Raw genomic sequence first — 26,017 nt, 5'->3', positions numbered from 1 at the left:
CCCGCGCCCGCCCCCCCCCGCGCCGCGGCCCCGGCCCCCCCCGCCGGCCCCCCCCCCCCCCCCCCCCCCCCCCCCCCCCGCCCCCCGCCGCCCCCCCCCCCCCCCCCCCCCCCCCCCCCCCCCCCCCCGGCCCCGGGGAAGGTCCCCGGGGAAGGGTCGGATCAGGCCAGGTCGAAGCGGTCGAGGTTCATGACCTTGACCCAGGCGGCGACGAAGTCCTGCACGAACTTCTCCTTGGCGTCGTCGCTCGCGTAGACCTCGGCGAGCGCCCGCAGTTCGGAGTTCGAGCCGAAGACCAGGTCGGCGCGGCTGCCCGCCCACTTGACCTCGCCGGTGGCGGCGTCGCGGCCCTCGAACGTGGTCTGGTCCTCGGACGTCGACTTCCACGTGGTGCCCAGGTCGAGCAGGTTGACGAAGAAGTCGTTGGTCAGCGAGCCGGGCGTCCGGGTGAGGACACCGAGCTGGGACTGCTGGTGCCCGGCGCCCAGGACGCGCAGGCCGCCGACCAGGACGGTCATCTCGGGCGCGCTCAGGGTGAGCAGGTTGGCGCGGTCGAGGAGCAGGAACTCGGCCGGCAGCCGGTTGCCCTTGCCGAGGTAGTTGCGGAACCCGTCGGCGGCCGGCTCCAGCGCCTCGAAGGACTCGGCGTCGGTGTGCTCCTCCGTCGCGTCGACGCGGCCCGCGGTGAACGGCACCTCCACCTGGAAGCCGGCCTCCTTGGCGGCCTTCTCGACGGCCGCGGAGCCGCCGAGGACGATCAGGTCGGCCAGGGAGACCTTCTTCGCGCCCGAGCCGGAGTTGAACTCCTGCTGGACGCCTTCGAGGACCCGCAGGACCCGGGCCAGCTCGTCGGGCTCGTTGACCTCCCAGCCGCGCTGCGGCTCGAGGCGGATGCGGGCGCCGTTGGCACCGCCGCGCTTGTCGCTGCCGCGGAAGGTGGACGCCGAGGCCCACGCGGTAGTCACCAGCTGCGCCACGGACAGGCCGGACTCGAGGAGCTTGGTCTTGAGGGTCGCGACGTCCTCGGCGTCGATGGTCTCGCCCTCGGGCTCGGGCAGCGGGTCCTGCCAGAGCAGGGTCTCCTCGGGCACCTCCGGGCCGAGGTAGAGGGACTTCGGGCCCATGTCGCGGTGGGTCAGCTTGAACCAGGCGCGGGCGAAGGCGTCCGCGAACTCCTGCGGGTTCTCGTAGAAGCGGCGGGAGATCGGCCCGTAGACGGGGTCGAGCCGCAGCGACAGGTCGGTGGTGAGCATCCGCGGGCGGTGCTTCTTCGACGGGTCGTGCGCGTCGGGGATGATCTCCGGTGCGTCCTTGGCCACCCACTGGTTGGCGCCGGCCGGGCTCTGCTCCAGCTCGTACTCGAACTCGAAGAGGTTCTTGAAGAACCCGTTGCCCCACTGGGTCGGCGTGCTGGTCCAGGTGACCTCAAGGCCGGAGGTGATGGCGTCGCCGCCCTTGCCCGTGCCGTGGGTGCTCCTCCAGCCCAGGCCCTGCTGCTCCATGGCGGCGGCCTCGGGGTCGTCGCCGACGGCGTCGGCCGGGCCGGCGCCGTGGGTCTTGCCGAAGGTGTGCCCGCCGGCGATCAGCGCGACGGTCTCCTCGTCGTTCATCGCCATGCGGCGGAACGTCTCACGGATGTCGCGGGCGGCGGCGATCGGGTCCGGGTTGCCGTTCGGGCCCTCCGGGTTGACGTAGATCAGACCCATCTGTACGGCGCCGAGCGGGTTCTCCAGCTCGCGGTCCCCGGTGTAGCGACGGTCGTCGAGCCAGGTGGTCTCGGGGCCCCAGTAGACGTCCTCCTCGGCCTCCCAGACGTCGGCGCGGCCGCCGGCGAAGCCGAAGGTCTCGAAGCCCATCGTCTCCAGCGCGACGTTCCCGGTGAGGACCAGGAGGTCGGCCCAGGACAGGTTCTGGCCGTACTTCTTCTTGACCGGCCACAGCAGGCGGCGGGCCTTGTCCAGGTTGCCGTTGTCCGGCCAGCTGTTGAGCGGGGCGAAGCGCTGCTGGCCGGCGCCCGCGCCGCCGCGGCCGTCGCTGATGCGGTAGGTGCCGGCGCTGTGCCAGGCCATCCGGATCATCAGCGGGCCGTAGTTGCCGAAGTCGGCGGGCCACCAGTCCTGCGAGGTGGTCAGCACCTCGGCGATGTCCTGCTTCACGGCCGCCAGGTCGAGGGCGTTGAAGGCCTCGGCGTAGTCGAACCCCTCACCCAGCGGGTTGGCGACCGCCGGGTTCTTGGCGAGGATCTTCAGGTTGAGCCGCTCCGGCCACCACTGGCGGTTCCCGCCACCCTGCGTGGGGTGCGGGGCGCGTCCGTGGGCGACCGGGCAACCACCCGTCTCCTCGGCCTTCGCGTCGGTCACGATGGCGTCGTGGTTCTCGGACATGGGAATCCTTCCGAACGGGGCGGATCAAAGTGCTGGGGAACTGCCGGGGGTGGAGCAGTCGGGGCACAGGCCCCGGTAGATGACCTCGGCCTCGTCTATCACGAAGCCGTGGTCGTCGGAGGCGGTCAGACAGGGCGCGTCGCCGACGGCGCAGTCGACGTCGGCGAGGGCACCGCACGACCGGCACAGGACGTGGTGGTGGTTGTCCCCCACCCGTCCCTCGAACCGCGCCGGGCTGCCGGGCGGTTCGATACGGCGCACGAGACGGGCCGCGGTGAGGGCGTGCAGGGCGTCGTACACGGCCTGGAGGGAGACGTGCCCGACGCGTCGGCGCACCCCGAGGGTGAGTGCCTCGGCATCGAGGTGGTCGCCCTCCCGGACGGTCTCGAGCAGCGCGACGCGGGCGGCGGTCACCCGCAGTCCCGCCCGGCGCAGCTCCTCGGCGGTGGCCGGGTTCCGGGGGTTCCGGGTTGCCGTCATGGCGGCGAACCTACTCCCTCGCGCACGAACCACTCAAGGAAACGAGGGATTCCAGTCTTGTGTTGCCGCTCCGGGCGTCGTGCGGAACGCCTGCCCGGGTGGCTCCGGGTCGACGTGGTAGACAACGTGCGTGGTGGGCACTGGCAGGGGAGGCCGACCCGTACAGCGCGACGACAGGAATGAGTAGCCGGTGCTTTTGAAGACGTTCCGCTGGGCCTTCGTCGTCACCGCCCTGGGCCTGGCCGCGGGCGTGCTCTACGACGGCTGGACCGCGCTCGGCATCGTGGCGATCCTGTCCGTCCTGGAGATCTCGCTGTCCTTCGACAACGCGGTGATCAACGCCGGGATCCTGAAGAAGATGAACGCCTTCTGGCAGAGGATCTTCCTCACCGTCGGCATCGTGATCGCGGTCTTCGGGATGCGGCTGGTCTTCCCGGTGGTGATCGTGGCGATCAGTGCCCGGCTGAGTCCCTGGAACGCGGTGCACCTGGCGCTCACCGACAAGGACCGCTATCAGGAGCTGGTGACGGACGCCCATCCGTCGATCGCCGCCTTCGGCGGCATGTTCCTGATGATGATCTTCCTCGACTTCGTGTTCGAGGACCGGGAGATCAAGTGGCTGGGCCGGCTGGAGCGTCCGCTGGCCAAGCTGGGCCGGGTGGACATGCTGTCGGTCTGCATCGCCCTGATCGCGCTGCTGGTCTCCGCGACCGTGTTCGGCGCCCATGCCCACCAGCACGGCGGCACGCACGCCGACAAGGCGGAGACCGTCCTGCTCGCGGGGATCGCCGGCCTGATCACCTACATGGTCGTGGGCGGTCTCTCCGGCTTCTTCGAGCAGCGGCTCGAGGACGAGGAGGAACGCGAACAGGAGGCGGAGGAGGAGGCGGAACGGTCGGGGAGGTCCGGCTCCCCCGTCAAGCTGGCGGGCAAGGCCGCGTTCTTCATGTTCCTCTACCTGGAGGTCCTGGACGCGTCGTTCTCCTTCGACGGTGTCATCGGCGCCTTCGCCATCACCAACGACATCGTCCTGATGGCCCTCGGCCTCGGCATCGGCGCCATGTACGTCCGTTCGCTCACGGTCTACCTGGTCCGCCAGGGCACCCTCGACGACTACGTCTACCTGGAGCACGGCGCCCACTACGCCATCGGCGCCCTGTCGGTGATCCTGCTGGTCACCATCCAGTACGAGATCAACGAGATCATCACCGGCCTGGTCGGCGTCGTCCTGATCGGCGCGTCCTTCTGGTCCTCCGTGCGCCGCAACCGCGCGCTGCGGACCGGCTCTTGAGCGGGACGGCGGGTGCGCTACATTTTGCAGCGCCTTGACCGCGATCACTCGTGATCCTCACGCTACGGAGCCGGCACCGCCATGAGCGACATCGTCAACGGACTCGGCCGGGCCGCCGCCTACGGCGGCCTGGGGCTGGTCCTCCTGGTCCTCGGCATCGTCCTGGTGGACGTGCTGACGCCGGGGAAGCTCGGCCGGCAGATCTGGGAACAGCGCAACCGCAACGCCGCCCTGGTGCTCAGCTCGGCGCTGCTCGGCATCGGCGGCATCGTCTTCACCTCCATATGGACGACGTACGACGACTTCGGCAAGGGCCTGGTGTCCACGGCCGTGTTCGGGGTGCTGGGGCTCGTGATGATGGCCGTGGCCTTCCTGGTCGTCGACCTGCTCACCCCGGGGCGGCTCGGCGCGACGCTGGTGGAGCAGGAGCCGCACCCGGCCGTGTGGGTGACGGCGTCCTGCAACATCGCGGTCTCGGCCGTCATCGCGGCCTCGATCGCCTGACGCGGCGCCTTCTCACCGGAGGCGCCTGATGTCGCCGCGCACCCGGTAGAAGCCGCCCGACGCGGCGTGCAGCGCGTCGACCACGTACCGCGCGCCCGGCTCCCGGATCGCCCTCGGGAACTGGACGTTCCACGAGTGGTCGTACCCTTCGGAGATCACGTGGATCCGGGTACGGCCGTGCTCCTGGACGCACTCGACCACCACCGAGCCCGCGGGCGCCGCGCTCACGGTCGCCACGGCGGCCGCGGCGGTGGCGGGCGCGTACGTCGGCAGGGTGGCGGCGAGCTTGACGTCGCGGGCGACGGGCACCGAACCCCGCTGTGCGGCCGTGACCGCCGTCTCGCTCGCGTCCACGCACACCAGGGAGCCGTCGGTGGTGACGAGGAAGAGCCGCTCGTCGCGGTACTGCATGGACAGGGCGGAGCCGCCGCCCGTGCCGAGCTTCCACAGCCGGGTGCCGTCCCGGTCGAAGCAGTAGACGGACGACGCGGAGTCGCCGGCGAAGACGAAGCGGCCACCCGGCGAGGTGGCGCACGAGTAGACGGGGCTGTCGCAGTGGTACGTCGCCTCGACGGCACCGGTGGCCTTGGACAGCCGCTGGACCGTGTGCCGCGCGGTGCCCGCGTAGACCGCGTCGTCCTCCTGCCAGCCGAAGAGCACGGCCCCGCTGGTGGGCGTGTGCCACAACTCGGCGCTGCCGTCCGGGGTGTGGGCGGTCACTCCGCGGGTGTGCCCGTGGTAGACCGCGCGGTCGTCGGCGCGCACCATCCAGGCGTGCTCGCCGCGCCCGCCGCGCGCCCACTGGTGCTCGTCCTCGTGGTCGATGACGGTGAGCCGTCCGGCGCGGTCCGCGACGTTCAGCACTCCCTCGTGGATGTCGAGCCAGAAGATGTCCACGTCGGAGGCTATGTCGTAGGCGGCGAACGGCAGTTTGGAGGACAGGTCGTAGACCCGGCCGTCGTCGCAGCCCGCGTAGATCCAGAAGTCGTCGGCGACCAGGCACTTGACGCCGTCCGGCAGCTGGTAGCGGGCGAGGACCTCGCCGCCGTGCGCGAGGGTGTAGACGTCGCCCGCCTGGTTGCCCACCCAGCACTTGTCCTCGTCGATGTGGATGCCGAACGCTGCCGAGCCGGTGCGGAAGCGCCACAGGACCGGTGCGACCGCGCGGGCCGTGGAGGGTGCGGAGGTCACCTGCCGGCGGGTGACCGCGCGGGGTGCGCGCTGCCCCTGCACGGCCGGCGCGTACCCCTTGCGCAGCTTCTCGCCTATCTTCTTGGCCGCCGCGGCCTCGGCCTTGCGGTCGGTGGCGAAGGTGGACGTCTGGGTCTGTCCGGCGGCGCCGATCCGTCCGTAGCGCACCGACACGACCTGTCCCTGGACGGTGACTTCGTAGAACTTGTGCGCGCTCCCGTCGTCCTGCGACAGCTCCAGGTACGTCCTCGACATGGCAGACCTCTCCCCGGCCGGGCCCGCGGCGTGTTCCGCGGGTTCCACTGATCACACCGTAGGAGGTGCCACTGACAGTCGGCCGTCGCCAGGGGGAGGTGCGTGCGGCTCAGGAGACGGTCGCGGGCGGCGGGGTCCAGCGACCGGTACGGGCCGCGGCGCCGGAGACGCCGTACTCCTTCCTCAACTGCTCGGGGATCGCGTAGTGCATGACGCGTCCGCGGGTGAGGGAGGAGAGTTCGAGGGCCGTGGTGAGGTGGCCGATCCGGTCCAGGGCCCACGCGCCCAGCGGTGAGCGGTCCTCGATCGTCTCCAGGACGCCCAGGAGGTGCGGGGCGGCCTTGACCAGGGTGTCCCAGGCGGTGCGGGGCACCTTCAGCCAGTCGGCGCAGGTGTCGCCCACGAGGTAGCGGATCAGCGCGGAGACGACCGGGTCGAACAGGGTGCCGGGGACCACTTCCTCGTACAGGTCGATCAGTTGCCGGGTCAGGTGGGCGCCCTCCTCGGAGGGGCCCATGTGGCGGAGCATGTACAGGTCGAGGAAGCGGCGTGCCTCGTCGAGCGTCCTGGGGACGGCCTCCTGGTCGACGCCCAGGATGGCGCCGACGACGCGCCAGGCGTAGTAGTAGGCCTCCGCGCCCTCGGTGGTCAGGTGGACGCCGAGCCGGTGCAGGCTGTCCAGGACGAGCAGGGAGAAGAACATCTGTCCGCCGATCATGTCCTCCTGGCAGATCGGCACGCCGAGCGCTTCGGTGTCCCAGCGGTCCTCCCGCTTCAGGTGATGGCGGATGGCGGCGTGCAGGAGGCGTACCTTCTGAGCGGCCGGAAGGAAGCGCCCGCCGGCCTCGAAGGCGTCGGGCCGCATCAGGTAGACGGTGAACTGGCCGGTCTCCGCCATGCGCTTGGAGGGGTAGTTCAGGCCGTGGGTGGCCGACAGCAGCCGGGCGACGTTCGGGACGACGTAACAGGCGGGCATGGACGCGAACGACAGCGCGGTGGAGATGTGCACGTTGTTGTCGATGAAGAAGAGCCGGGCCCTCTCCATCTCGTCCCAGTCCACCCAGTCCGGCGGGGTGCCGGTCACCCGCAGGTACTCGCGGGCGACGCCGGGGAGGCCGGCCGGGAGTTCCTGGCCCGTGGTGGAGACGTAGCGCATCAGGGAGTTGAAGGTGCCGACCTCGCCGCGCTCGAACAGGGTGGCGACGACCGCGTCGGCCAGTTCGTCACCGTCGCGGCGCAGGGCGTCCATCGACTTCTCGGTGGGGTTCATCCCGTTCTCCTCGTCAGTGCAGGCGGTCGGTGGCCAGGAGGGCGAGTGCGTGCAGCGCCCGGCGTGCGTGCGGCGGCGCCCCGGCGGCGTCCAGGGCGCGGGTGGCCCGCTCCACGCGGGCGGCGATCATCTCCTCGACCCGTTGCGGTGCCTTCAGTTCGACCATGAGCCGGCGCACGTCGCGCAGGTGGGTGGCGTCCAGGTCGTCCCGGCCCAGGACGCCGTGGAGCCAGGCCCGTTGTCCGGTGTCGGCCGCCTTCCAGGTCTCGGCCAGCAGTGCGGTGGGCCGGTGGGCGCGCAGGTCGTCCAGGCCCGCCTTCCCGGTGCGTTCCTCGTCCCCGAACAGTCCGAGCAGGTCGTCGCGCAGCTGGAAGGCCTCGCCGAGCGGCAGTCCGTAGGCCCGGTAGGCGTCCCGCAGCGCGGGTGCGGCGCCGGCGAGCAGGCCGCCGATGAGCAGGGGGTGCTCGACGGTGTACTTGGCGGTCTTGTAGCGGACGACCTTCAGGGAGGTGTCGGTGTCCGGCGAACGGCCGGTGTGCAGGATCTCCAGGCACGCGCCGGCGACGAGCTCACGGGCGAGCGCGGCCCACAGGTCGCGGGCGCGGGCGAGATAGGCGGCCGGCAGGCCGCTGGTGGTGAACAGGCGGCCGGCGAGGGCCATCAGCTGATCGCCCACCAGCATGGCCAGGGAGCGTGCCGCCGTCCGGGCGCCGGGTCGGCCGTCCCGCGCGAGTACGGCTTCCAGGGCCACGTGGGCGGTGGGCAGGCCGTGGCGCAGGGGGCTGTCGTCGATGAGGTCGTCGTGGACGATCGCCGCGGCGTGCACCAGCTCCATGGAGGCGGCCGCGCGCACCAGCGCGTCGCTGTCGGGTTGTCCGGCCGCCCGCCAGCCCCAGTAGCAGAAGGCGGCACGCAGCCGTTTGCCGTGTCTTGCGGCGCCGCGCACCTGCTCGGCCACGGGGGCCAGGGCTTCGTCGACCGCCACGAGCCGGCCGGCCTCCTCGGCCAGGAAGTCCCGCAGGACACCGTCGATGCGGGCCCGGAAGCCGGCCGGGTCCCAGCGGTCAGACATCGCCGTCGTCGGCCGCCCGGCGCGCCGAAACCTGCCGGGCGAGGACCTCCAGGTGGGCGGGTGGTACGTGCGTGCAGCGGTCCAGGGCGAGTCTGCCCCGGGCCCGGAGGTCCTCCTCCGCCTCCCGCACGAGGTCGGCGGTGTCCGAGCGGCCGAGGAGCCCGCGCAGTCCGCCCACCGCCGAGCCGATCGCGCCCACCGCCAGGTCGGCCAGCCCGGCGACCAGCAGCACGGCCCGCTCTTCCCCGCCCGGTCCCTGTCGTCTCGCCTGCGTCATGCTTCTCCCCAGGGGATCACGTGGTCGGAGGCGCGTCCGGTCGACGGCGCCCCCGGTGTCCGATCATGACCGGGCTCCGGGGGCGAAAGATCCCGAATACTCCTTCGGGGGACGTGGGGAACAGGTGTCAGGCGGCCCGCTCGACGCTCCACCGCGGAAGCCGCTCGAAGAAGGCGACGGCGTCCTCGCGCCACCGCGGGCGCCAGCCCGCCGCCACCAGGCGGGCCTGCTGCGCGTACCGCCGCATGTCGGCGCGCATCCGCTCGGCAACTCCGGCGCGCTCGCCGATCGCGCGGACGGCGGCGATGGTCTCCGGCGTGCAGGCGGGGTCGCCCAGGGCACGGTGGACGAGGGTCAGCTCGGATCCGCTCGCGGCGGACAGGAGACGGGCGACGGTGTACGTATGCCGGCCTTCGCGGATGTCGGTTCCGGTCGGCTTCCCCATCGTCTCCGCGTCGCCGAAGAGGTCCAGGTAGTCGTCACGCATCTGCCCGCAGATGCCGAGCAGGCGGGCGTACTCGCTCAAGCCCGGTTCGTGGTCGGCCGGTTGTGCCCCCGCGGCCAGGAGGCCGAGACGCAGCGGGGCGAGGACCGAGTACCGGGCCGACTTGTGGTCGGCGACGGCGTGCAGGACGTCCTCGTCCGGGACGGTGGCGCCGAAGTCCCGTTCCAGGTCGGCGATCTGTCCCACGAACGTGTCGGTCGCGGCCCGGGTCTGCACCTCGACCATGGCCTGCCGCACCTCGACGGGGAGCCCGGCCTCCAGGAGCACGCGCAGGCTCAGGGCGAGCGCGAGGTCGCCCGCGAGCACGGTGAGGGCGAGCGCGGCCCGGGGGTGCCGTGGGAACTTCTCCCGGTAGGCGTAGTACGTGGTGGGCCCGCCCCTGCGGGTGGCGCTGTCGTCGATGAGGTCGTCGTGCACCAGGCCGTGGGTCTGCAGCAGTTCGATGCTCAGCGCGGCGGCGTCCAGCCCCGCGACCGGCTCGTCGGTCACCAGCCGGGCCGCCTCGTGCAGCAGCACGACCCGCATCCGCTTGCCGCCGCGCAGCGACAGGTCGCGCAGCAGCTCGACGCAGTCCGGGGTGAAGCGGCTGAAGGACGGCTTGTCCAGCGTCGCGGCCAGGGAGTCGAAGTACTCCGCGAAGAGCGCGTTGAACCGGCGCTCGTACCCGGCGACGCGGGCCGGTGGCCGCTCGGTCATGACGAAGTCCTCCTGAGGTGGGCAAGGGCGCGCTCAGCAGTGTGTCAGGAGGGTCGGTGGTGCCGTGCGGCGCGGGTCGGGTCGGGTCGGGTCGGGTCGGGTCGGGTACACCGAGCCACGGGTCGCACGACGCCGCACGGCCGGTCGCCACCGGCGGTCCCGGGGTGCCCGCACACACGCCACGGCCCGGCCCCGCGCGGATCGCGGGGCCGGGCCGTGCGGACGCGTGTCAGCCCTGGCGGGCCTTGAAGCGCGGGTCCTTCTTGTTGATCACGTAGGTGACGCCCCGGCGGCGCACCACCTGGGCGCCGGGCCTGGCCTTGAGGGCGCGCAGGGAGTTGCGGACCTTCATGACTGCCTCCTCCGGCTCCTGGGCGCCGTTCAGCGTTCCTCGCGGAACGGCACGTGCTCCCCCGCCACCGGGTCGTACTTGCGCAGGACGAGCCGGTCGGGGTCGTTGAGGCGGTTCTTGCGGGTGACGTAGGTGACGCCGGTCCCCGCCGTCGACTTCAGCTTGACGACCGGGCGTGCGGTGCTGCGTGCCATGGTGCTCCTTCCGACCGCGGCGCGGGCTGCGATTCTGTCCCGCGCATGTCAGTCGCGCGGTACAACGCCGACGGCGTCGGCCGCATTCCCGACGGGCGTGCCGGTCAGCACTCCCGCCACAGCCGGGTCATCACCCGCACCCCGAAGCGCAGCCCCTCCAGCGGCACCCGTTCGTCGACGCCGTGGAAGAGCCGGCCGTAGTCGAGGTCGTGCGGCAGCTTGAGCCCCTTGAAACCGAAGCAGCGGATGTCGAGTTTCGTGAAGGCCTTGGCGTCGGTGCCGCCCGGGTTGCAGTACGGCACCGGGTGGCCGTCCGGGTCCTCGGCGCGTACGGCGGCGCACATGGCGTCGACGAGCGGGCCGTCGAAGGCGGTCTCCATGGCGATGTCGTGGTTGACCCACTCGCGGGAGACCGAGGGCAGGAGCAGGGCGTCGATCGTGTCGATCAGCTCCTGCTCGTGGCCCGGCAGGAAGCGGCCGTCGACGCGGGCGGTGGCCCGGCCCGGGATGACGTTGGTCTGGTAGCCGGCCGTGAACATGGTGGGGTTGGCCGAGTTGCGCAGCACGACCTGCATGAAGTCGGCCACGTGCCCGAGCTTGGCCAGTTCGGCGTCCAGGTCCTCGGCGTCGAGGTCCAGGTCGGTCCCCTTGAGGCGGGCGGCCTCGGTGAGCAGGGCGCGTACCGGCTCGATCAGCCGGACGGGGAAGGTGTGCCGGCCGATGCGGGTGAGGGACTCGGCGAGGTCGGTGACGGCGTTCTCGTCGTTCGGGGAGGAGCCGTGTCCGGCGCGCCCTTCGGCCGTGAGCTCCATCCAGGCCATGCCGCGCTGGGCGTTCTCGATCGGGTAGAGGCGCCGGGTGTCGTCGAGCGCGTAGCTGAAACCGCCGCCCTCGCCGATCGCCTCGGTGACGCCGGCGAACAGGTCGGGCCGGTGCTCGACCAGCCAGTGGGCGCCGTACTTGCCGCCCGCCTCCTCGTCGGCGAGGAAGGCGAGGACGATCTCGCGGGCGGGCCGGGTGCCGGTACGGGCGAAGTGTCGGGCGGTGGCCAGCATCACGGCCACCGTGTCCTTCATGTCGATCGCGCCGCGGCCCCACAGGTAGCCGTCCCGGATCTCCCCGGAGAACGGCGGCACCCGCCACTCCGCCGGGTCGGCCGGTACGACGTCGAGGTGGCCGTGGACCAGCAGCGCGCCGCGCGCCGGGTCGGCGCCGGGGATGCGGGCGACGACGTTGGCACGGCCCGGGGCGCTCTCCACCAGTTCGGAGGTGATCCCCGCCTCGGCGAGCCGGGCCACGACCCAGTCGGCGCAGGCCCGCTCGTCGCTGGTGGGGTTGGAGGTGTCGAAGCGGATCAGCTCCGCGCACAGGTCGACGACTTCCCGCTGCGCCTCTTCGGAGGCCAAAACGGCCGGAACGGGGCCGGGTGCGGTGGTGCTCACGGTGCTCCTACGGTGGCCGTGCCGGAGGCGGCGGCCGGGGTGGGTTCGGTGGTGTCGTCGTCCAGGGCCGTGGTGCCGTAGGCCCTGATCCCTCCGGCGAGGCCGAGGACGCAGTAGAGGACGAAGGCGGTCAGCAGGGAGTTCAGGGCGGGGATGCCGCCGTCGTAGAACTTGCCGACGCAGAAGGCGGCCGCCCAGATCACCAGGGACATCGGCACCCAGGTCGGCGAGGTGGCGGGCAGGGTCCCGGCCTCGCGGGTGGCGTCCAGGGGTGCCCGCATCCGGCGCACCACCCAGTACTCGGCGACGATGATGCCGCCGACCGGCGGGATGGCGACGCCCAGCACGGACAGGAAGTCGGTGAAGTGGGTCATGATGCCGACGGCGGACAGGACGGTGCCCGCGATGCCGAGGACGATGGTGACCGCCCCGCGGTGCACGCGCTTGCCGAAGACGACCTGGAAGAAGTTGACGACGCCGAGCGAGGAGCCGTACAGGTTCCAGTCGTTGATCTTCGCGGTGGACATCAGGACGACGAGCACGCCGAAGACGCCGGAGGTGGAGAGCACGATCTGGGAGACCTGGCCGCTGCCGACCATGTGGCCGAGCAGGACGCCGGTCAGGCCGACGATGTACTCGGAGAGGATCATCGACGAGGCGCTCTGCAGGAAGACGTGGCTGCCCTTGCGGTTGTAGCGGGTCATCTCCGGGGAGACGATCGCGCCGGTCATGAAGCCGCCCGCGATGGCGGTCGCGGCGACGGCGAGCGGGATGGACTCGCCGGGCGCCGGGGAGTGGATCAGCTCGGAGAAGGAGTGGTCGCTCAGCGCGTCGGTGACCGACCAGGCGACCATGGCGAAGAACAGCGGCGTGACGATCTTCGCGAAGACGGCCATGTACCGGAAGCCGAAGATCACGAGCACGGTGATGGCGACGCCGGCGACCGTGCACCAGAGCCAGGAGGGACCGCCGACGAGCGCGGACACGCTGTCGCCGAAGATCGTGTTCTGTACGCCGAACCAGCCGACGAGGCTGACCGAGATCACCAGGCTGACCAGCGCGGACCCGTTGCGGCCGAAGCCGGCCCAGCGGGTGAGCAGGGGTGTCGCCAGCCCTTCGCGCATGCCCGCGAGACCGATCGCGAAGATCACGACTTCGAGGATCACCGCGCCGAGGGTGAACGCGAGGAAGGCGTCGCCGAAGGTCATGCCGACGCCGATGGTGGCGCCGAGGGTGAACTGCGAGATGGAGCCCGACTGCGCGAGCCACTGGAGCAGCATGGTCCAGAAGCCGAGCCGCTTGTCACGGGGGACGCGGGAGAGGGCGTAGTCGTCGCTGCCCACGGCACCGGTGGCTTCCCGGGCGGCCGTCTCCCCGGCGGGGTTCTCGTGCGTGGTCATGATCACGACCCTTCGGGTTCGCGGCCGAGGGTCTGCAGCCGGGTCAGCGGGCCGTAGCGGGACACGAGGGCGTGGAACTCCTGGTCGTCGTGGAAGTCGAGCTGCCCGCCGCCGTAGGCCTTCGCGGTCTCGACGGCGAACCGGGCGGCGGCCGCGATGTCGGTCTCGTGGCTCGCGCCCGTCTGACAGCCGGGCACCGCCGCCGCGGAGGTGATCGCGAGACCGACCACCGGTGCGGCCGTCGCCGTGGCCGGCTGCAGGATCGAATTGATGTGGTGTACACCGTTACCGTACGGGGTGATGTCCTGGGTGGTCACCGGGTACGTGACCAAGGGCTCACCGGTCACCACGGCCAGCAGCTCGCCGAGGCGCTCGCTCACCTTGAGCACCCAGCCCTCCTTGACGGTGGGCGACAGGGCGAGGCCCTTGTGGTTGATGATCCGGTTGCCCTTGGTGGTGTCGACGGAGAGCACCGCCTCCATCTCGCCGGTGACCTCGTGCCGGTTCATGGTCGCGATGTCGACGGGCGAGTCCATGAAGGGCACCGGGTCGTGCGGCGCGGTCGGGGCGTTCGGGCAGATGTGGGTGGCGACGATCACGTCGCCGTCGAGCACGTCGCCCCGGCGGCGCATGTCGAGCAGCTTGGCCGCGGTGGCGAGGGCCGCGACGGCGCCGTCGGCGTCGGAGACCAGACCGACCGCCTCCGGGCGTGCCCCGACGCCGCCGAGGCGCCCCACCACGCCGAGCGTCCGTGCGCGGCCGCCGCCGGTGCGGCCGGCCCGGCCCGGTATCCGCACGAGCACGAAGTCCGTCGAGCCGCGCTCACCGGTGACGGTGGTGACCTCGGCGCCGGAGCCCTCGGGACCCGCCACGGAGTCCAGGTGGGCGGCGACGCGCTTGCCGTCGACGTCGGGATCGTCGAGCAGATCCACGAGGTCCAGGACGTACTTCAACATGGGGCAGTTCTCCTGATCCGCACCGGGGCGGTGCTGACAGCAGGTTCGGGATCGATTAGCGTTGTCCGCAACTGTTTCCCGTTATCTGCAATACGGGTCTGCATGATGAGATCCGACGGAGAGGAGCCGCCATGGCCGGACGCGCCGTCCAGCCCGTGGACCGCAGGACCCCCGCCGGGGCGCTGCAGACCGTCGACCGCGCGCTGCTGGTGCTGCTGGCGTTCGAGCGCACCCGTCCGGACTGGGGCGTCACCGAGATCGCCGCCGAGTTCGGCTGGGACACCTCGGTCGCCCAGCGCCTGCTGTCCACCCTCGCGGGCCGCGGTTTCCTGGTCTCCGACCCGGCGACCCGCCGCTACCGGATCGGCCCGGCCGCCCTGCGCCTGGGCCGGCTGTGGGAGCGGTCGGGCTCCCTGGAGCTGCTCGCGGAACCGGTGCTGCAAGAACTGCGGGCGGCGACCGGCGACACGGTGCTCTTCTGCCTGCCCGACAGCTTCCACATGCGCTGCGTCGCCGCCGTCGAGGGCGAGGAGGGGCCGCTGCGCTACTACCCGCTGGTCGGAGAGCTGTACCCGGCGCACGCGGGCGCCACCAGCAAGTCGTTCTACGCCTTCCTGCCCGACGACCAGCGTCACCGGCTCTTCCGCGGGCGCCCCATGGCGCGCTTCACCGAGCGCACGGTCACCGACCCGGACCAGCTGGAGCGCGAGTTCCGCACCGTCCGCGCGCAGGGCTACGCGTGGACGGTCGGCGAGTACGACGCCGGCATCGGCACGGTCGCGATGCCGGTCTTCCTCGGCTCGGAGCCTTACGGCAGCCTCAGTCTCGGCGCCGCCAAGGAGCGCTTCCCCGAGGGGCCCGAGGACCGGCTTGAGGCGCTGACCCGCGCCGTCCGGCTGCTGGAACAGCGCCTGACGCACCCGCCCCAGCACCACCGGCGTCCGCGCTCACCCCGATCCGCACCGACCGCCTGACCCACCGAACCACCCGTCTGTGAGGACCGACCCCGTGAACCTCCTGCTCCTGTCCAACTCCACCCAGCACGGCCGCGGCTACCTGGAACACGCTCTCGACACCGTGACCGGCTTCCTGCCCACCGGAGCACGGCTGGCCTTCGTCCCCTACGCGCTGGCCGACCACGACGCCTACACCGCCCGGGTCCGCGGCGCACTCGGTGACGCCGGGATCGACGTGCGGGGTGTGCACGAGGGCGGCGACCCGCTCGCCCGGCTCGGCGAGGCGGACGCCGTGTTCGTCGGCGGCGGCAACTCCTTCCGGCTGCTCTCCGCGCTGTACCGCACGGGGCTGCGGGAGGCGCTGGTCCACGCGGTGAACGGCGGGCTGCCCTACATGGGGGCCAGCGCCGGGACCAACATGGCGGCGCCCTCGCTGCGCACCACCAACGACATGCCGATCGTCGAGCCGCCGTCCTTCGAGACGCTGGGCCTGGTCCCCTTCCAGATCAATCCGCACTACCTCGACCCGGACCCCGACTCCACGCACAAGGGCGAGACGCGCGAGGAGCGGCTGCGGGAGTTCCTGGAGGAGAACGACGTACCCGTGCTGGGGCTGCGCGAGGGTTCCTGGCTGCGGGTCGAGGGCGAGCGGGCCGTGCTCGGCGGCGAGCGCGACGCCCGGCTGTTCCGGCGGGGTACGGCTCCGCGCGAGCTGGCGGTCGGCTCCGATCTTTCCGGACTGCTGCACGTGAAGGGCGAGTTCGACTCCCGCTCCTGAGCACGCGGACGCCGGTGGCCCGTACGGGCCTTCGGCGTCCGCCGCAGGGCGGGTCGGTACCCGCTTCCCCCGGTCTTCACCGTCCGGGGCGCCGCGCCGCGCGGCCGCGTACCTCGGTGGACGGCGAGGCGGGCCCGCGCCCGGGCCCTCTCGCCGCGCGGTCTGTCGAAGCCGGCGCGTCGTCAATAGCCTGATGATGCCGAGCCGTTGACGAACGAGGAGCCCCATGTCCACCGCGCAGCAGATCCCCGACATCCTCTCCGCCGAGTTCGCGGCGAACCCGTATCCGGTCTACCGGATGATGCGGGAGAGCGCACCCCTCGTCCGGCACGAGGCCACGCAGAGCTGGATCGTCTCCCGCTACGAGGACGTGGAGAGCGTCTTCAAGGACCGCGCCGGTCAGTTCACGACCGAGAACTACGACTGGCAGCTCGAGCCGGTGCACGGGAGGACGATCCTCCAGCTGAGCGGCCGCGAGCACGCCGTCCGGCGTGCCCTGGTCGCCCCCGCCTTCCGCGGGGCCGACCTCCAGGAGCGGTTCCTGCCGGTGATCGAGCGCAACTCCCGTGAGCTGATCGACGCGTTCCGGCACACCGGGCGGGCCGACCTGGTCGCCGACTACGCGACCCGGTTCCCGGTCGACGTCATCGCGGACATGCTGGGCCTGGACAAGGCCGACCACGACCGCTTCCACGGCTGGTACACGTCGGTCATCGCCTTCCTGAGCAACCTGTCGGGGGACCCCGCGGTCGCCGCCGCCGGTGCGCGCACCCGGACCGAGTTCGCCGAGTACATGATCCCGGTCATCCGGGAGCGCCGCGAGAAGCCGGGCGACGACCTGCTGTCGACGCTGTGCGCCGCGGAGGTGGACGGGGTCCGGATGAGCGACGACGACATCAAGGCGTTCTGCAGCCTGCTGCTCACGGCGGGCGGCGAGACCACCGACAAGGCGATCGCCGGCATCTTCGCCAACCTGCTGGCGCACCCGAAGCAGTTGGCGGCCGTGCGCGCGGACCGGAGCCTGATCCCGCGGGCCTTCGCCGAGACGCTCCGCTACACCCCGCCGGTGCACATGATCATGCGTCAGGCGGCGACGGACGTGACGCTCAGCGGCGGCACGATACCGGCCGGCGCCACCGTCACCTGCCTGATAGGCGCGGCCAACCGGGACGAGAGCCGCTACCGCGACCCGGACCGCTTCGACATCATGCGCGACGACCTGACGACGACGACCGCCTTCTCGGCCGCCGCCGACCATCTCGCCTTCGCGCTCGGCCGTCACTTCTGCGTCGGGGCGCTGCTGGCGAAGGCCGAGGTCGAGACCGGCGTCGGACAGCTCCTGGACGCGCTGCCCGACCTGCGGATCGCCGACGGCGCGGACGTGGTGGAGCGGGGCGTGTTCACCCGGGGCCCGCAGTCCCTGCCGGTGCGCTTCACTCCGGCGGCCTGAGCGGGCGCACGGCGGTCAGGCCACCACGGGCGTGAAGAGAGCGGGCAGGGTCGTCAGACCGCGCATCCAGATGGACGGCCGCCAGGTCAACTCCCCCGGTTCGACGGCGAGTACGAGGTCGGGGAGGCGCTCCAGCAGGGTCTCGACCGCGGTGCGGGCCACGACGTCGGCGAGCAGCGGCGCCGGGTAGGGGCACCGGTGCTCGCCGTTGCTGAAGGACAGGTGCGCGGAGTTCTCGGCACCGACGTGAGCCTCGGGCCAGAGCTGCGGATCGGTGTTGGCCGCGGCGAGGCCGAGGACGAGGCAGTCGCCGGCCCGGATGTGCCGGCCGCCCAGCTGGGTGTCGTTGACGGCCCAGCGGCCGATGAAGTTCTGCGTTGGGGTGTCCAGCCACAGCACCTCGTTGAGGGCCTCCCCCACGCTGAGCCGGCCGCCCGAGACGTTGAGCGCGAAGCGTTCGTCGGTGAGCAGCAGGCGCAGCGTGTTGCCGATCCAGTTGGCGGTGGGCTGCTGGGCGGCGGCGATGACGGAGATCAGGTCCTGGACGATCTCCTCGTCGGTCAGCCCCGCCGGATGGGTCAGCATGCGGGAGGTGACGTCGGGTCCGGGGCTCTCGCGCTTGTGGCGGACCAGTCGGTGGATGCGCTCGCCCACCCGCGTGTACGCGGCGACGGGGTCGTCGCCCTCGGCCGCGTCCAGGGAGATGCGCAGGTCCTCGACGAGTTCCCGGGTCTCGGGGCCGTGGTGCGGCATCCCGCACATACGCACGGCGGCGATCATCGGCAGGGGGTGCGCGTACCCGCTCATCAGCTCGGCCCGGCCGCTGCCGGCGAAGGCCGCGATGAGCCGGTCGGCGAGCTGCCCGCAGTCCCGGGCCAGCTCGAACTGGTCGATGCCGGACAGTGCCTGGCTGATGACGCCGGCCCGCCGCCGGTGTTCCTCGCCCTCGGTGAACAGGACGGACGGCTGGTGGCCGACGTAGGGCAGCAGGGGCCAGTCGGGCGGAATGCCGCCCCACTGGTTCCAGCGCCGCGAGTCCCGGGCGAACAACTCGTCGTGGCTGGTCACATAGCTGACCTCGGGGTAGCCGAGGACCAGCCAGGCGGGGATGCCGCCGTCCAGCAGCACGGGCGCGACGGCGCCGTGTTCGCCCCGCAGTCCGCGGTACAGCTCCGACGGCGTCTGCTGGTACTCCAGTCCGGCCAGCGGTACGGCGTCCGGGTGCGCGGGGCAGCCCGGTGCGGCGACGGGGCGGGGCGAGGGGTCGAGGTCGGTCACGATGCGCTCTCCTGGGCCAGGGCCAGTTGGTAGAGGTGGTCCACGAGGGTGACCAGCACGTTCTTGCCCGACGTCCGCACCCGCGCGTCGCAGTCGATCAAAGGCACGTGGTCGGGCAGTGCGAGGGCCAGCCGGATCTCGTCCAGGGAGTGCCGGGCGGCGTCGCCGTCGAAGCGGTTCACGGCCACCACGAACGGGGTGCGGTGGTGTTCCAGCCGGTCTATCGCGTACCAGGAGTCGTCCATCCGGCGGGTGTCGACGAGCACGACCGCGCCCAGGGTGCCGGCGAACAGCCGGTCCCACAGGAACCAGAAGCGTTCCTGCCCCGGGGCGCCGAACAGGTAGAGCACCACCCGGTCGTTGAGGCTGATCCGGCCGAAGTCGAAGGCCACGGTCGTGGTCGTCTTCGCGGTGACCGAGCCGGTGTCGTCGACTCCGAGACCGGCCTGAGTCATCACCTCTTCGGTGTTCAGCGGCCTGATCTCGCTCACGGAGCGGACGAGGGTGGTCTTGCCGACTCCGAAGCCGCCCACGACGACGATCTTCAGTCCGGTCTCCGCGGCGTCGGTCAGGGGCTTGCGACCGGGGGACGCGGTGGAGCCCCGGACGGCGGTCGGCCGGAAGGCCGTCGGACCGGGGGTGCCGGGCGTGCCGGAGGCGTCAGAGGTTACGGAGTCCATGGAGCACCTCCTGGAGCAGGGCGGTGTCGGGCTGGGACGCGGCGGTCCGCCCCAGGCGCGGGTGGCGAGCGGTGATGGTGCCGGTGGCGAGCAGGTCGCCGAGCAGGATGCGGACCACCGTGATCGGCAGGGCCAGCTCGGCGGCGATCTCGACCACGGCCGTGGGGTGCCGGCACAGGTCGAGGATGCGGACGTGTTCCGACTGCATGCCGGCCGACGGCCCGCACTCGGCGACGACCAGGGTGACGAGGTCGAACGAGTCGTCGGCGCGGCTGCGCCCGCCCGTGACCGTGTAGAGCCGGTCCGGCGGACCGGTGTCCACGGGCCCGCGGCTCACGACGCGCCGCTCCCGGGGACGGCGTGGCGCGGCTCGGCCCTCAGGTGCTCACCGATCTGCTCCACCATCTCGGTCATCTGGTGGCCGACGACGCCGGGGTCGGCGTCCTCCACCGCGACGACGGCCAGGTGGGCGCCCTCCCCCGCCTCCACGATGAACAGCAGCCCGCCGTGGAACTCGGTCATGGAGTGCCGTACGCCGCCGGTGCCGTTGCCGAACTCGACGGAGGCGCCCTGGGCGAGTGCCTGGATGCCGGAGCAGATCGCGGCGAGCTGGTCGGCCCGGTCGAGCATGAGGTGTTCGGTCCAGCAGAGCTTGAGACCGTCCCGGGAGAGGACGAGGGCGTGGCGGGTACCGGGGGTGCGGTCCAGGAGGTTCTGCAGGAGCCAGGTGAGGCTGTTGTCGGTGGTCTGCATGATGGGTGCGGGGGCGGTGGTCGATGGTGCTGCGGTCACCGGCCCGGTCCTCCAATCTCACGTGCGACACGAGCTGTGGGGCGGGTGGGCACCGGTGCGCGTCCTGTGAAGCGGCGCCGGTGCGGTGCGGGCGGCACGGTCCGGCTGCTCAGCCCGGGGCGGGCCGTTCGGCCTCCGGCGCCCCGGTCGCCCCGGACCGGCGTCCGCGGTGGAAGGCGCCGAAGCTGGCCCCGGCGTCGCGGGGGGCCGACGCCGCCGGGTCGGCGGGCGGCCGGTGGGGGGCCCGGTGTTCCCGCTCGGCCTCCGCCTCGGCCATCGTGCGGCCCGGGGAGCGCATGGGCAGGCCGCCCGGCGTGGCGGCCGCGGGGCCGGGCCGCGCCGCCTGTTCGGGCGGGCCGGTCCGCTCCGCCGGCCGGACGTCCGGCACGCGCCGCGCGCGCGGCGGGGCTTCCGCGGCGGGTGCGGGCCCGGGAACGGTGGCGGCGGCGCGGCCACCGAGGGTACGGCCGGTCAGGGCGAACGCCGGGGCCCGCTGCTGGGCGAGCAGCTGGGGCGGCACCAGGACGACGACGCCCGTGCCGCCGCGCGACGAGGGCCGGTAGCTCACGCAGACGCCGTACTTGGCGGCCAGCCGTCCCACCACGGCGAGGCCGAGGCGCGTGCCCTGCAGCGAGGCCAGGTCGTTCGTCCGCCCCGACACCGCCTGCTCGGCGTGGCGCATGGCCGCGTCGGCCATCTTCAGTCCGCTGTCCTCGATGGTGACGACGATTCCGGCGGTACGTTCCTCCACGTAGACGTGGACCTCGTCGATGGGCGGCGAGAAGTTGGCGGCGTTGTCCATGAGTTCGGCCAGCAGGTGCATGACGCCCTCGGCGGCGTAGCCGGAGATCGCCGCGTCGGTGGAGCAGTGCATCCGGACCCGCTGGTAGGCGGCGATCCGGCCGACGGCGCCGCGCAGGATGCTCTCCATCACGATGGGCCTGTTCCAGGCCCGGCTGGAGCGCCCGCCCATCAGGAGGGCCAGCCGGTCGGTGATGAGGCCGAGCTGCGAGGTGCTGTGGTCCAGGCGCAGGAGGTCGCCGAGGACCTCCTCGCCGTGACGATCCTGCATGTCCCTCAGGTCGGCGAGCATGCTGACGGCCTTGGCCTGGACCCGGCTGAGCGACTTGGCGGAGGCGGCCTGCGCGGCGTGGGTGCGCCGTTCGCTGCGGGCCAGCTCCCGGACGAACAGCTCGGCACAGGCACGCGCCTGCGCTCCGCGCGGCCACTCCAGCTCGGCGAGGACGATCTCCGCCGAGGTGCCGTCCCGCAGCTTCTCCACGGCGGCGGGCAGGGTGCTGTGCGTCAGGTGCTCCAGTTCGGCGGTGCCCCGGCGTTCCTCCCGCACCGCCCGCTGCCGCCGCGACTCGGCGTCCGCGGCCTGCCGTACGGCGTCCTCCACGAGAGTGGCGAAGCTCTGGACGACCTGACGCAGGTGCGGACCCGACGGGGCGGTGCGGGCGACGGCCTCGTCCGCACCGGTACCGTCGCGCACCTGCTGCGCGACGCCCGGCAACGCGACGTTGACCAGGTGCACGAGTGCGGCGTTCTCCTGGGTCAGCTGGGACCTGAGGGCGCCGATCTCCGTGCGGCGGGCCGCCGCCGTCCTGCGGGCCCGCGCGACCAGGTGGGAGGCGAGGCAGACGGACACGGCGACGCACAGCCAGGACGTGACGGCGAGGGTCGCGGTCCAGCTCCGGGCGGCCTCGGGAGCGGCCGCCCAGGCGGCACCCGCGGCCGCGGCGGCGGCCGGCAGCACGAGCAGGGGGACGGCTGGGGTGGAGCGGCGGGGTTTCTGCGTCCGGGGCGGGGTGGGGGGTGCAGACACTGGCATTCCGCGGTCCCTCGGGTCCTTGAGAACGGGGAAAAAGGGCCGGTCGACGTGTGTCGGCCGCGGGCCGAAGCCGTGCCACCGGGTGCGTGGTGATCACTCCGGCGGGCTTGCGGCTCATGCTAGTCACCGCGTCGACCACGCAGGCCGGACCGGCCGCAGACCCCACCGAGGAGCGAACTTTCCCGACATCCCGCCGATCGAACGCACCACTGTGGTACGCGCGTTCTGCCTGGGCCGGATGTTCCGGGAGGGGATTCGGACGTCGTGGAGCGGAGAGCCGCCGGACGCGACGGCCGCTCAGTCGCCCAGATGCCGTGCCAGCACCTGCGCGACCTCCCGCGCGGCCGGCGCCGTCCACCGCCTGCGGTGCCGGGCGAGCCGCACCGGTGTGTCGGGGAAGTCGGGGCCGTCGACCCGTACCAGGCGTCCCCGCCGCAGCTCCTCGGCCACCGTGGTCAGGGGCAGCAGGGCCAGTCCCAGCCCGGCGGCGACGCAGTTGCGCGCCGCGTCGACGCTGCCGAACCTGGTCAGCCGCGGACTGCCGTCCGGCACTTCGAGCAGCCGGCGGGCCAGCGCGTCGCTGTAGGAGCAGCCCTCTTCCAGCAGGAAGAAGCTCTCCCCCGCCAGTTCCGGCCAGCTCGCCGGACGCGGCCGGCCGGCCAGCGGATGTCCGGGAGCGGCCACGAGGACCATCGGCTCGCGACCCACCGGTTCGGACGTCACGTCGGGGAACTCGGCCTCCTCCTCCAGCAGCAGGGCGAGATCGAGGCGTCCGGAGCGCAGCCCCGCCACGCTCTCCGGGGTCCCGGCGGCGTACAGGTGGACGTCCACCTCCGGGTGGCTCGCGCGCAGGGCGGCGACCAGGCCGGGCAGCCGGCTCGCGCACAGGGACTCCGGACTGCCGATCACGACCCGCCCGGACACGGCACCGGCCTCCTCGCTCCCGGCCCGCAGCCGCGCCACCGCGTCCAGCACCTCCTCGGCCCGCTCCAGGAGCCGGCGGCCCGCGTCGGTGAGCAGTGCGCCGGCCGGCAGCCGGTCGAAGAGCCGTACGCCGAGGTCCCGTTCGAGGGTGCGGATGTGCACGGTGACCGTGGACTGGGCAAGGTGCAGTTCGGCGGCGGCGGCGGTGAAGCCACCGGTACGGGCGAGCACGGTGAAGGTCGTCAGCAGTCGGGTGTCCACGGCCCTCAGGGTATGCGGTTTTCCGATGGAAGGGATCACGAACGATCGTTGGACACGATCGGTGCCCGGCTGGCAGCGTGTCCGTCATGACGACAGAGATCCTTCGCTACTCGGCCTTCACCCACGACCCGGACGGCGGCAACCGGGCCGGAGTGGTCCTCGACGCCTCCGCACTGGACGAGGCGGCGATGCTGAAGATCGCCGCCGAGGTGGGCTACTCGGAGACCGCGTTCGTCACCGCCCGCGACGTGGAGCGACGGCGTTTCGAGGTCCGCTACTTCAGTCCGCTGGCCGAGGTGGCGTTCTGCGGGCACGCGACGGTCGCGCTGGCCGTCGCCCTGGCCGAGCGGCTGGGTCCGGGAGAGATCGTCCTCGACACGCCCGCCGGTGAGATCCCGGTGTCGACCACGTCCGACGGGAGCGGAGCCGTGCGGGCCACCCTCACCAGCGTGCCGACCCGTTCGCGCCCGGCCCTGCCCGCCGAACTCGACGGCACGCTGCGGGCGCTCGGCTGGACCTCCGCCGACCTGGACCCCGACCTGCCCGCCCATGTGGCCTTCGGGGGCAACGACCACCTCGTCCTCGCGGCCGCCTCCCGGGCCCGGCTGGCCGACCTCGACTACGACTTCGACGCGCTCGCCGAGATCATGCGGCGGTACGGCTGGACGACGGTGGACCTGGTGTGGCGCGAGTCGGCCGAGCGCTTCCACGCCCGCAACCCGTTCCCCGTCGGCGGCGTCGTGGAGGACCCGGCGACGGGGGCGGCGGCCGCGGCGTTCGGCGGGTACCTCCGCGAGCTGGGGCTGGTCACCGGGCCGGGCACGATCGCGATCCGCCAGGGTGAGGACATGGGCCGGACCAGCGAGCTGCTGATCGAGGTGAGTCCGGGCGATCCGCGCACCCGGGTCACCGGACAGGCCGTTCCCGTCTCCGGTGCGGCTGTCTGAGACCGCCTCAACACCGTCTGGGCGACTGTGGGATGCGGTACGGCCCGACTGCGGTTCGGATGGGTGCCATGCGCAGACCCATAACCGTGGCGAAACGCCACTCACGCCTGCTCACCTCAGGCGTCGTCCTCGCCGCCCAGTCACTCCTCCTGACCTCGGTCGCCGTACCGGCCACGGCCTCCGCCGACGACACCCGGACGCCCGCTCGCGGCACCGCCCACATGGGCACCGGCGTCCTCGCCCACGAAGGCGTCCGGGGCCGGCCCGTCGGCACCCGCGTCGCCCAGACCGAGGGGGTGGACGTCTCCAGCCACCAGGGCAACGTCGCCTGGTCGACCCTCTGGAAGAGCGGCGTGAAGTGGGCCTATGTGAAGGCCACCGAGGGGACCTCCTACCGGAACCCGAACTTCGCCCAGCAGTACGGAGGTTCGTACGACGTCGGCATGCTCCGCGGCGCGTACCACTTCGCCACCCCCGACACCGCGGGCGGCGCCGCCCAGGCCGACTACTTCGTCGACCACGGCGGCGCCTGGTCCAAGGACGGCAAGACGCTGCCGGGCGTCCTCGACATCGAGTACAACCCGTACGGCGCCACCTGCTACGGGCGGACGCACAGTCAGATGGTGAGCTGGATCCGGTCCTTCCTGGACCGGTACAAGCAGCGCACCGGCCGTCACGCCGCCGTCTACACCTCCACCAACTGGTGGACGCAGTGCACCGGCAACTACAGCGGTTTCGGCGCGAACAACCCGCTGTGGATCGCCCGGTACGCCTCGACCGCGGGGACGCTCCCGGCAGGCTGGGACTTCCACACCATGTGGCAGTACACCTCCTCCGGGCCGACCGTCGGGGACCACGACAAGTTCAACGGAACACTGGACCGCGTCAAGGCCCTGGCCAACGGCTGACGCGCGGACCGGCGGAGCGCCGGCCGCAGCTCAGCGGCCGGCGAGGGTGCCCAGGACGTCGGCGACCTGTTCGCGCACCACGTCCCGGGCCCCGGCCGGAAGCGCGCCGACGTCCGTCCGCTCCAGGGCGCCGAGCGCGTCCTCGGCACCCGCGTCGCATCCGGTGCTCTCGCTGAGCACGTCGTAGCCGTACCGGACGGCGACGCGCAGCCGGTGCCGTCCCTCGCCGTCGGCGTGCACGGCGGTGGCGACCACCAGGGGCGGCGGCCCGCCGGCTTCGGCGGGCTGCTTGCGGTAGCCGCTGATCAGGGGGGTGCGCCAGCGCAGGGAGAGCAGCAGGTGCCGCTTGGCCATCACCTCGGCCAGGTCGGTCTCGTAGGGAAGGTCGGGGCCCAGCACCGTGGCGCGCGCGTCCAGCACGAGGGCCGCGGGCAGCAGACAGCGCAGGCTGCTGCCGACGAGGTTGCCGCCGACGGTGGCCGTCCGCCGTACGGCTCCGGTGCCCACGGAGCCGGCCGCTCGGCGCAGTACCTCCGGCACCCGGTCGTCTATCCGGTGCAGCACGACGGCGGCACCCAGCGACTCGGGTTCTACGGCGGTCGCCTCCGGCAGCCCGCGCAGCGACATGGCCAGGTCCGGGAAACCGTCGCGCTGCCAGGTGGCCCACACCAGAGTGGCCCCGCCGACGGGCACCGCCCCCTGCGCCAGGCACTCCTGCGCTTCGGACACGGACGTGGGCTGACGCAGCAGCATGGCGATCGACCTGCTTCCCGGGAGTCGGCGGTCGGACGGCACCGCGCCTCCCGCCGGGCGATCACGGTCAAGGGGATTGTCCGTACCGCGAAGGGGGCGCGTACAGGGCTCACTCGTTTCCCGTATGCGCTCTCCACGCGCCCGTCCGTCCTCGCGGGTGTCGCCTCGCGTGCTGTCCGCGGCGGCG

26 protein-coding genes are annotated in these 26,017 nt (G+C 72.5%); 7 read left to right on the top strand and 19 right to left on the bottom strand.

All coding sequences use genetic code 11. The annotated features are described in order from the left end of the window. Positions 1–161: 161 nt before the first annotated feature. Together katG and ACIBCJ_RS03025 are read right to left on the bottom strand one after the other, a co-directional pair. Positions 162–2,384 carry a catalase/peroxidase HPI gene (gene katG / locus ACIBCJ_RS03030; protein WP_362107112.1) on the bottom strand — a complete coding sequence of 741 codons (2,223 nt, stop codon included), beginning with the start codon at positions 2,382–2,384 and terminating at the stop codon, positions 162–164. Between the two features lie 24 nt (positions 2,385–2,408). After that, a complete protein-coding gene (locus ACIBCJ_RS03025) occupies positions 2,409–2,864 on the bottom strand; it encodes a Fur family transcriptional regulator (RefSeq protein WP_362107115.1) in 456 nt (151 codons plus the stop codon). 190 nt (positions 2,865–3,054) lie between these two features. Here ACIBCJ_RS03025 and ACIBCJ_RS03020 point away from each other — a divergent pair, with 190 nt between their 5' ends. Continuing rightward, on the top strand, positions 3,055–4,155 hold the full coding sequence (locus tag ACIBCJ_RS03020) for a DUF475 domain-containing protein (protein ID WP_365978671.1): 1,101 nt from the start codon (positions 3,055–3,057) through the stop codon (positions 4,153–4,155). Between the two features lie 81 nt (positions 4,156–4,236). Then, a complete protein-coding gene (locus ACIBCJ_RS03015) occupies positions 4,237–4,659 on the top strand; it encodes a DUF350 domain-containing protein (RefSeq protein WP_365978672.1) in 423 nt (140 codons plus the stop codon). A 12-nt stretch (positions 4,660–4,671) separates the two neighbouring features. On the opposite strand, the gene ACIBCJ_RS03010 is transcribed toward ACIBCJ_RS03015, so the two are convergent. The 10 genes from ACIBCJ_RS03010 to ACIBCJ_RS02965 all read right to left on the bottom strand — a co-directional run bounded on the left by ACIBCJ_RS03010 (position 4,672) and on the right by ACIBCJ_RS02965 (position 14,269). Further along, entirely contained in the window at positions 4,672–6,105 is a 1,434-nt protein-coding gene (locus tag ACIBCJ_RS03010) for a WGR domain-containing protein (protein ID WP_365978673.1), read from the bottom strand. Positions 6,106–6,214: 109 nt separating this feature from the next. Next, entirely contained in the window at positions 6,215–7,375 is a 1,161-nt protein-coding gene (locus ACIBCJ_RS03005; protein WP_362514537.1) for an oxygenase MpaB family protein, read from the bottom strand. Positions 7,376–7,388: 13 nt separating this feature from the next. Further along, positions 7,389–8,447 (bottom strand): polyprenyl synthetase family protein, encoded by a 1,059-nt coding sequence (locus tag ACIBCJ_RS03000; protein WP_365978674.1) that lies wholly within the window; start codon positions 8,445–8,447, stop codon positions 7,389–7,391. After that, entirely contained in the window at positions 8,440–8,724 is a 285-nt protein-coding gene (locus ACIBCJ_RS02995; protein WP_365978675.1) for a polyprenyl synthetase, read from the bottom strand. The genes ACIBCJ_RS03000 and ACIBCJ_RS02995 overlap by 8 nt, the downstream gene beginning before the upstream one ends. A gap of 127 nt (positions 8,725–8,851) precedes the next feature. Further along, complete coding sequence (locus tag ACIBCJ_RS02990; protein WP_365978676.1) at positions 8,852–9,925, bottom strand: polyprenyl synthetase family protein; 1,074 nt, start codon at positions 9,923–9,925, stop codon at positions 8,852–8,854. Positions 9,926–10,154: 229 nt separating this feature from the next. Then, positions 10,155–10,277 (bottom strand): type B 50S ribosomal protein L36, encoded by a 123-nt coding sequence (ykgO, locus tag ACIBCJ_RS02985; RefSeq protein ID WP_003978293.1) that lies wholly within the window; start codon positions 10,275–10,277, stop codon positions 10,155–10,157. A 29-nt stretch (positions 10,278–10,306) separates the two neighbouring features. Beyond that, a complete protein-coding gene (gene rpmG, locus ACIBCJ_RS02980) occupies positions 10,307–10,471 on the bottom strand; it encodes a 50S ribosomal protein L33 (RefSeq protein WP_003978292.1) in 165 nt (54 codons plus the stop codon). 104 nt (positions 10,472–10,575) lie between these two features. After that, positions 10,576–11,913: a M20/M25/M40 family metallo-hydrolase gene (locus ACIBCJ_RS02975; RefSeq protein ID WP_365978677.1), complete on the bottom strand. Its 1,338-nt coding sequence runs from the start codon at positions 11,911–11,913 to the stop codon at positions 10,576–10,578. Beyond that, the gene (locus ACIBCJ_RS02970) at positions 11,910–13,313 is read right to left on the bottom strand and encodes a cytosine permease (RefSeq protein ID WP_362107724.1); all 1,404 of its coding nucleotides are present in this window, start codon (positions 13,311–13,313) and stop codon (positions 11,910–11,912) included. Before ACIBCJ_RS02970 ends, ACIBCJ_RS02975 begins: the two co-directional genes overlap by 4 nt. A gap of 2 nt (positions 13,314–13,315) precedes the next feature. Next, positions 13,316–14,269: a DUF1177 domain-containing protein gene (locus tag ACIBCJ_RS02965; protein ID WP_362107721.1), complete on the bottom strand. Its 954-nt coding sequence runs from the start codon at positions 14,267–14,269 to the stop codon at positions 13,316–13,318. Positions 14,270–14,400: 131 nt separating this feature from the next. Here ACIBCJ_RS02965 and ACIBCJ_RS02960 point away from each other — a divergent pair, with 131 nt between their 5' ends. From ACIBCJ_RS02960 to ACIBCJ_RS02950, 3 genes are all read left to right on the top strand, one after another. Further along, positions 14,401–15,243 (top strand): IclR family transcriptional regulator, encoded by an 843-nt coding sequence (locus ACIBCJ_RS02960; protein WP_362514201.1) that lies wholly within the window; start codon positions 14,401–14,403, stop codon positions 15,241–15,243. A gap of 34 nt (positions 15,244–15,277) precedes the next feature. Beyond that, positions 15,278–16,003 carry a dipeptidase PepE gene (gene pepE / locus ACIBCJ_RS02955; protein WP_365978678.1) on the top strand — a complete coding sequence of 242 codons (726 nt, stop codon included), beginning with the start codon at positions 15,278–15,280 and terminating at the stop codon, positions 16,001–16,003. 226 nt (positions 16,004–16,229) lie between these two features. Further along, a complete protein-coding gene (locus ACIBCJ_RS02950; RefSeq protein ID WP_365978679.1) occupies positions 16,230–17,453 on the top strand; it encodes a cytochrome P450 in 1,224 nt (407 codons plus the stop codon). A 15-nt stretch (positions 17,454–17,468) separates the two neighbouring features. Here ACIBCJ_RS02950 and ACIBCJ_RS02945 read toward each other — a convergent pair whose 3' ends face one another. The 6 genes from ACIBCJ_RS02945 to ACIBCJ_RS02920 form a co-directional block, all read right to left on the bottom strand. Beyond that, positions 17,469–18,731, bottom strand: coding sequence for a cytochrome P450 (locus ACIBCJ_RS02945; RefSeq protein WP_362107710.1), 1,263 nt, complete (start codon positions 18,729–18,731; stop codon positions 17,469–17,471). Further along, positions 18,728–19,411, bottom strand: a complete 684-nt coding sequence (locus ACIBCJ_RS02940; protein WP_365978680.1) for an ATP/GTP-binding protein — start codon at positions 19,409–19,411, stop codon at positions 18,728–18,730. Before ACIBCJ_RS02940 ends, ACIBCJ_RS02945 begins: the two co-directional genes overlap by 4 nt. Continuing rightward, positions 19,392–19,748, bottom strand: coding sequence for a DUF742 domain-containing protein (locus tag ACIBCJ_RS02935; RefSeq protein WP_362514214.1), 357 nt, complete (start codon positions 19,746–19,748; stop codon positions 19,392–19,394). The genes ACIBCJ_RS02940 and ACIBCJ_RS02935 overlap by 20 nt, the downstream gene beginning before the upstream one ends. Then, positions 19,745–20,164, bottom strand: coding sequence for a roadblock/LC7 domain-containing protein (locus tag ACIBCJ_RS02930; protein WP_166661561.1), 420 nt, complete (start codon positions 20,162–20,164; stop codon positions 19,745–19,747). Before ACIBCJ_RS02930 ends, ACIBCJ_RS02935 begins: the two co-directional genes overlap by 4 nt. Positions 20,165–20,312: 148 nt before the next feature. Further along, positions 20,313–22,037, bottom strand: a complete 1,725-nt coding sequence (locus tag ACIBCJ_RS02925; protein ID WP_365978681.1) for an ATP-binding protein — start codon at positions 22,035–22,037, stop codon at positions 20,313–20,315. A 297-nt stretch (positions 22,038–22,334) separates the two neighbouring features. Continuing rightward, positions 22,335–23,222, bottom strand: a complete 888-nt coding sequence (locus ACIBCJ_RS02920; RefSeq protein WP_365978682.1) for a LysR family transcriptional regulator — start codon at positions 23,220–23,222, stop codon at positions 22,335–22,337. An 86-nt stretch (positions 23,223–23,308) separates the two neighbouring features. Here ACIBCJ_RS02920 and ACIBCJ_RS02915 point away from each other — a divergent pair, with 86 nt between their 5' ends. After that, positions 23,309–24,169 carry a PhzF family phenazine biosynthesis isomerase gene (locus ACIBCJ_RS02915; RefSeq protein ID WP_365978683.1) on the top strand — a complete coding sequence of 287 codons (861 nt, stop codon included), beginning with the start codon at positions 23,309–23,311 and terminating at the stop codon, positions 24,167–24,169. 68 nt (positions 24,170–24,237) lie between these two features. After that, the gene (locus tag ACIBCJ_RS02910; RefSeq protein WP_365978684.1) at positions 24,238–25,077 is read left to right on the top strand and encodes a lysozyme; all 840 of its coding nucleotides are present in this window, start codon (positions 24,238–24,240) and stop codon (positions 25,075–25,077) included. Positions 25,078–25,107: 30 nt separating this feature from the next. Here the strand turns inward: ACIBCJ_RS02910 and ACIBCJ_RS02905 are convergent, their stop codons facing one another. Further along, positions 25,108–25,830, bottom strand: a complete 723-nt coding sequence (locus ACIBCJ_RS02905; protein WP_362107999.1) for an FAD binding domain-containing protein — start codon at positions 25,828–25,830, stop codon at positions 25,108–25,110. Positions 25,831–26,017: the final 187 nt, after the last annotated feature.

Origin of the sequence: Streptomyces sp. NPDC051136 (assembly GCF_044455745.1) — a bacterium.
Classification (GTDB): Bacteria; Actinomycetota; Actinomycetes; order Streptomycetales; family Streptomycetaceae; genus Streptomyces.
Note: the sequence above shows the minus strand (reverse complement) of the source record. Positions and strands in the feature narration are given on the sequence as shown.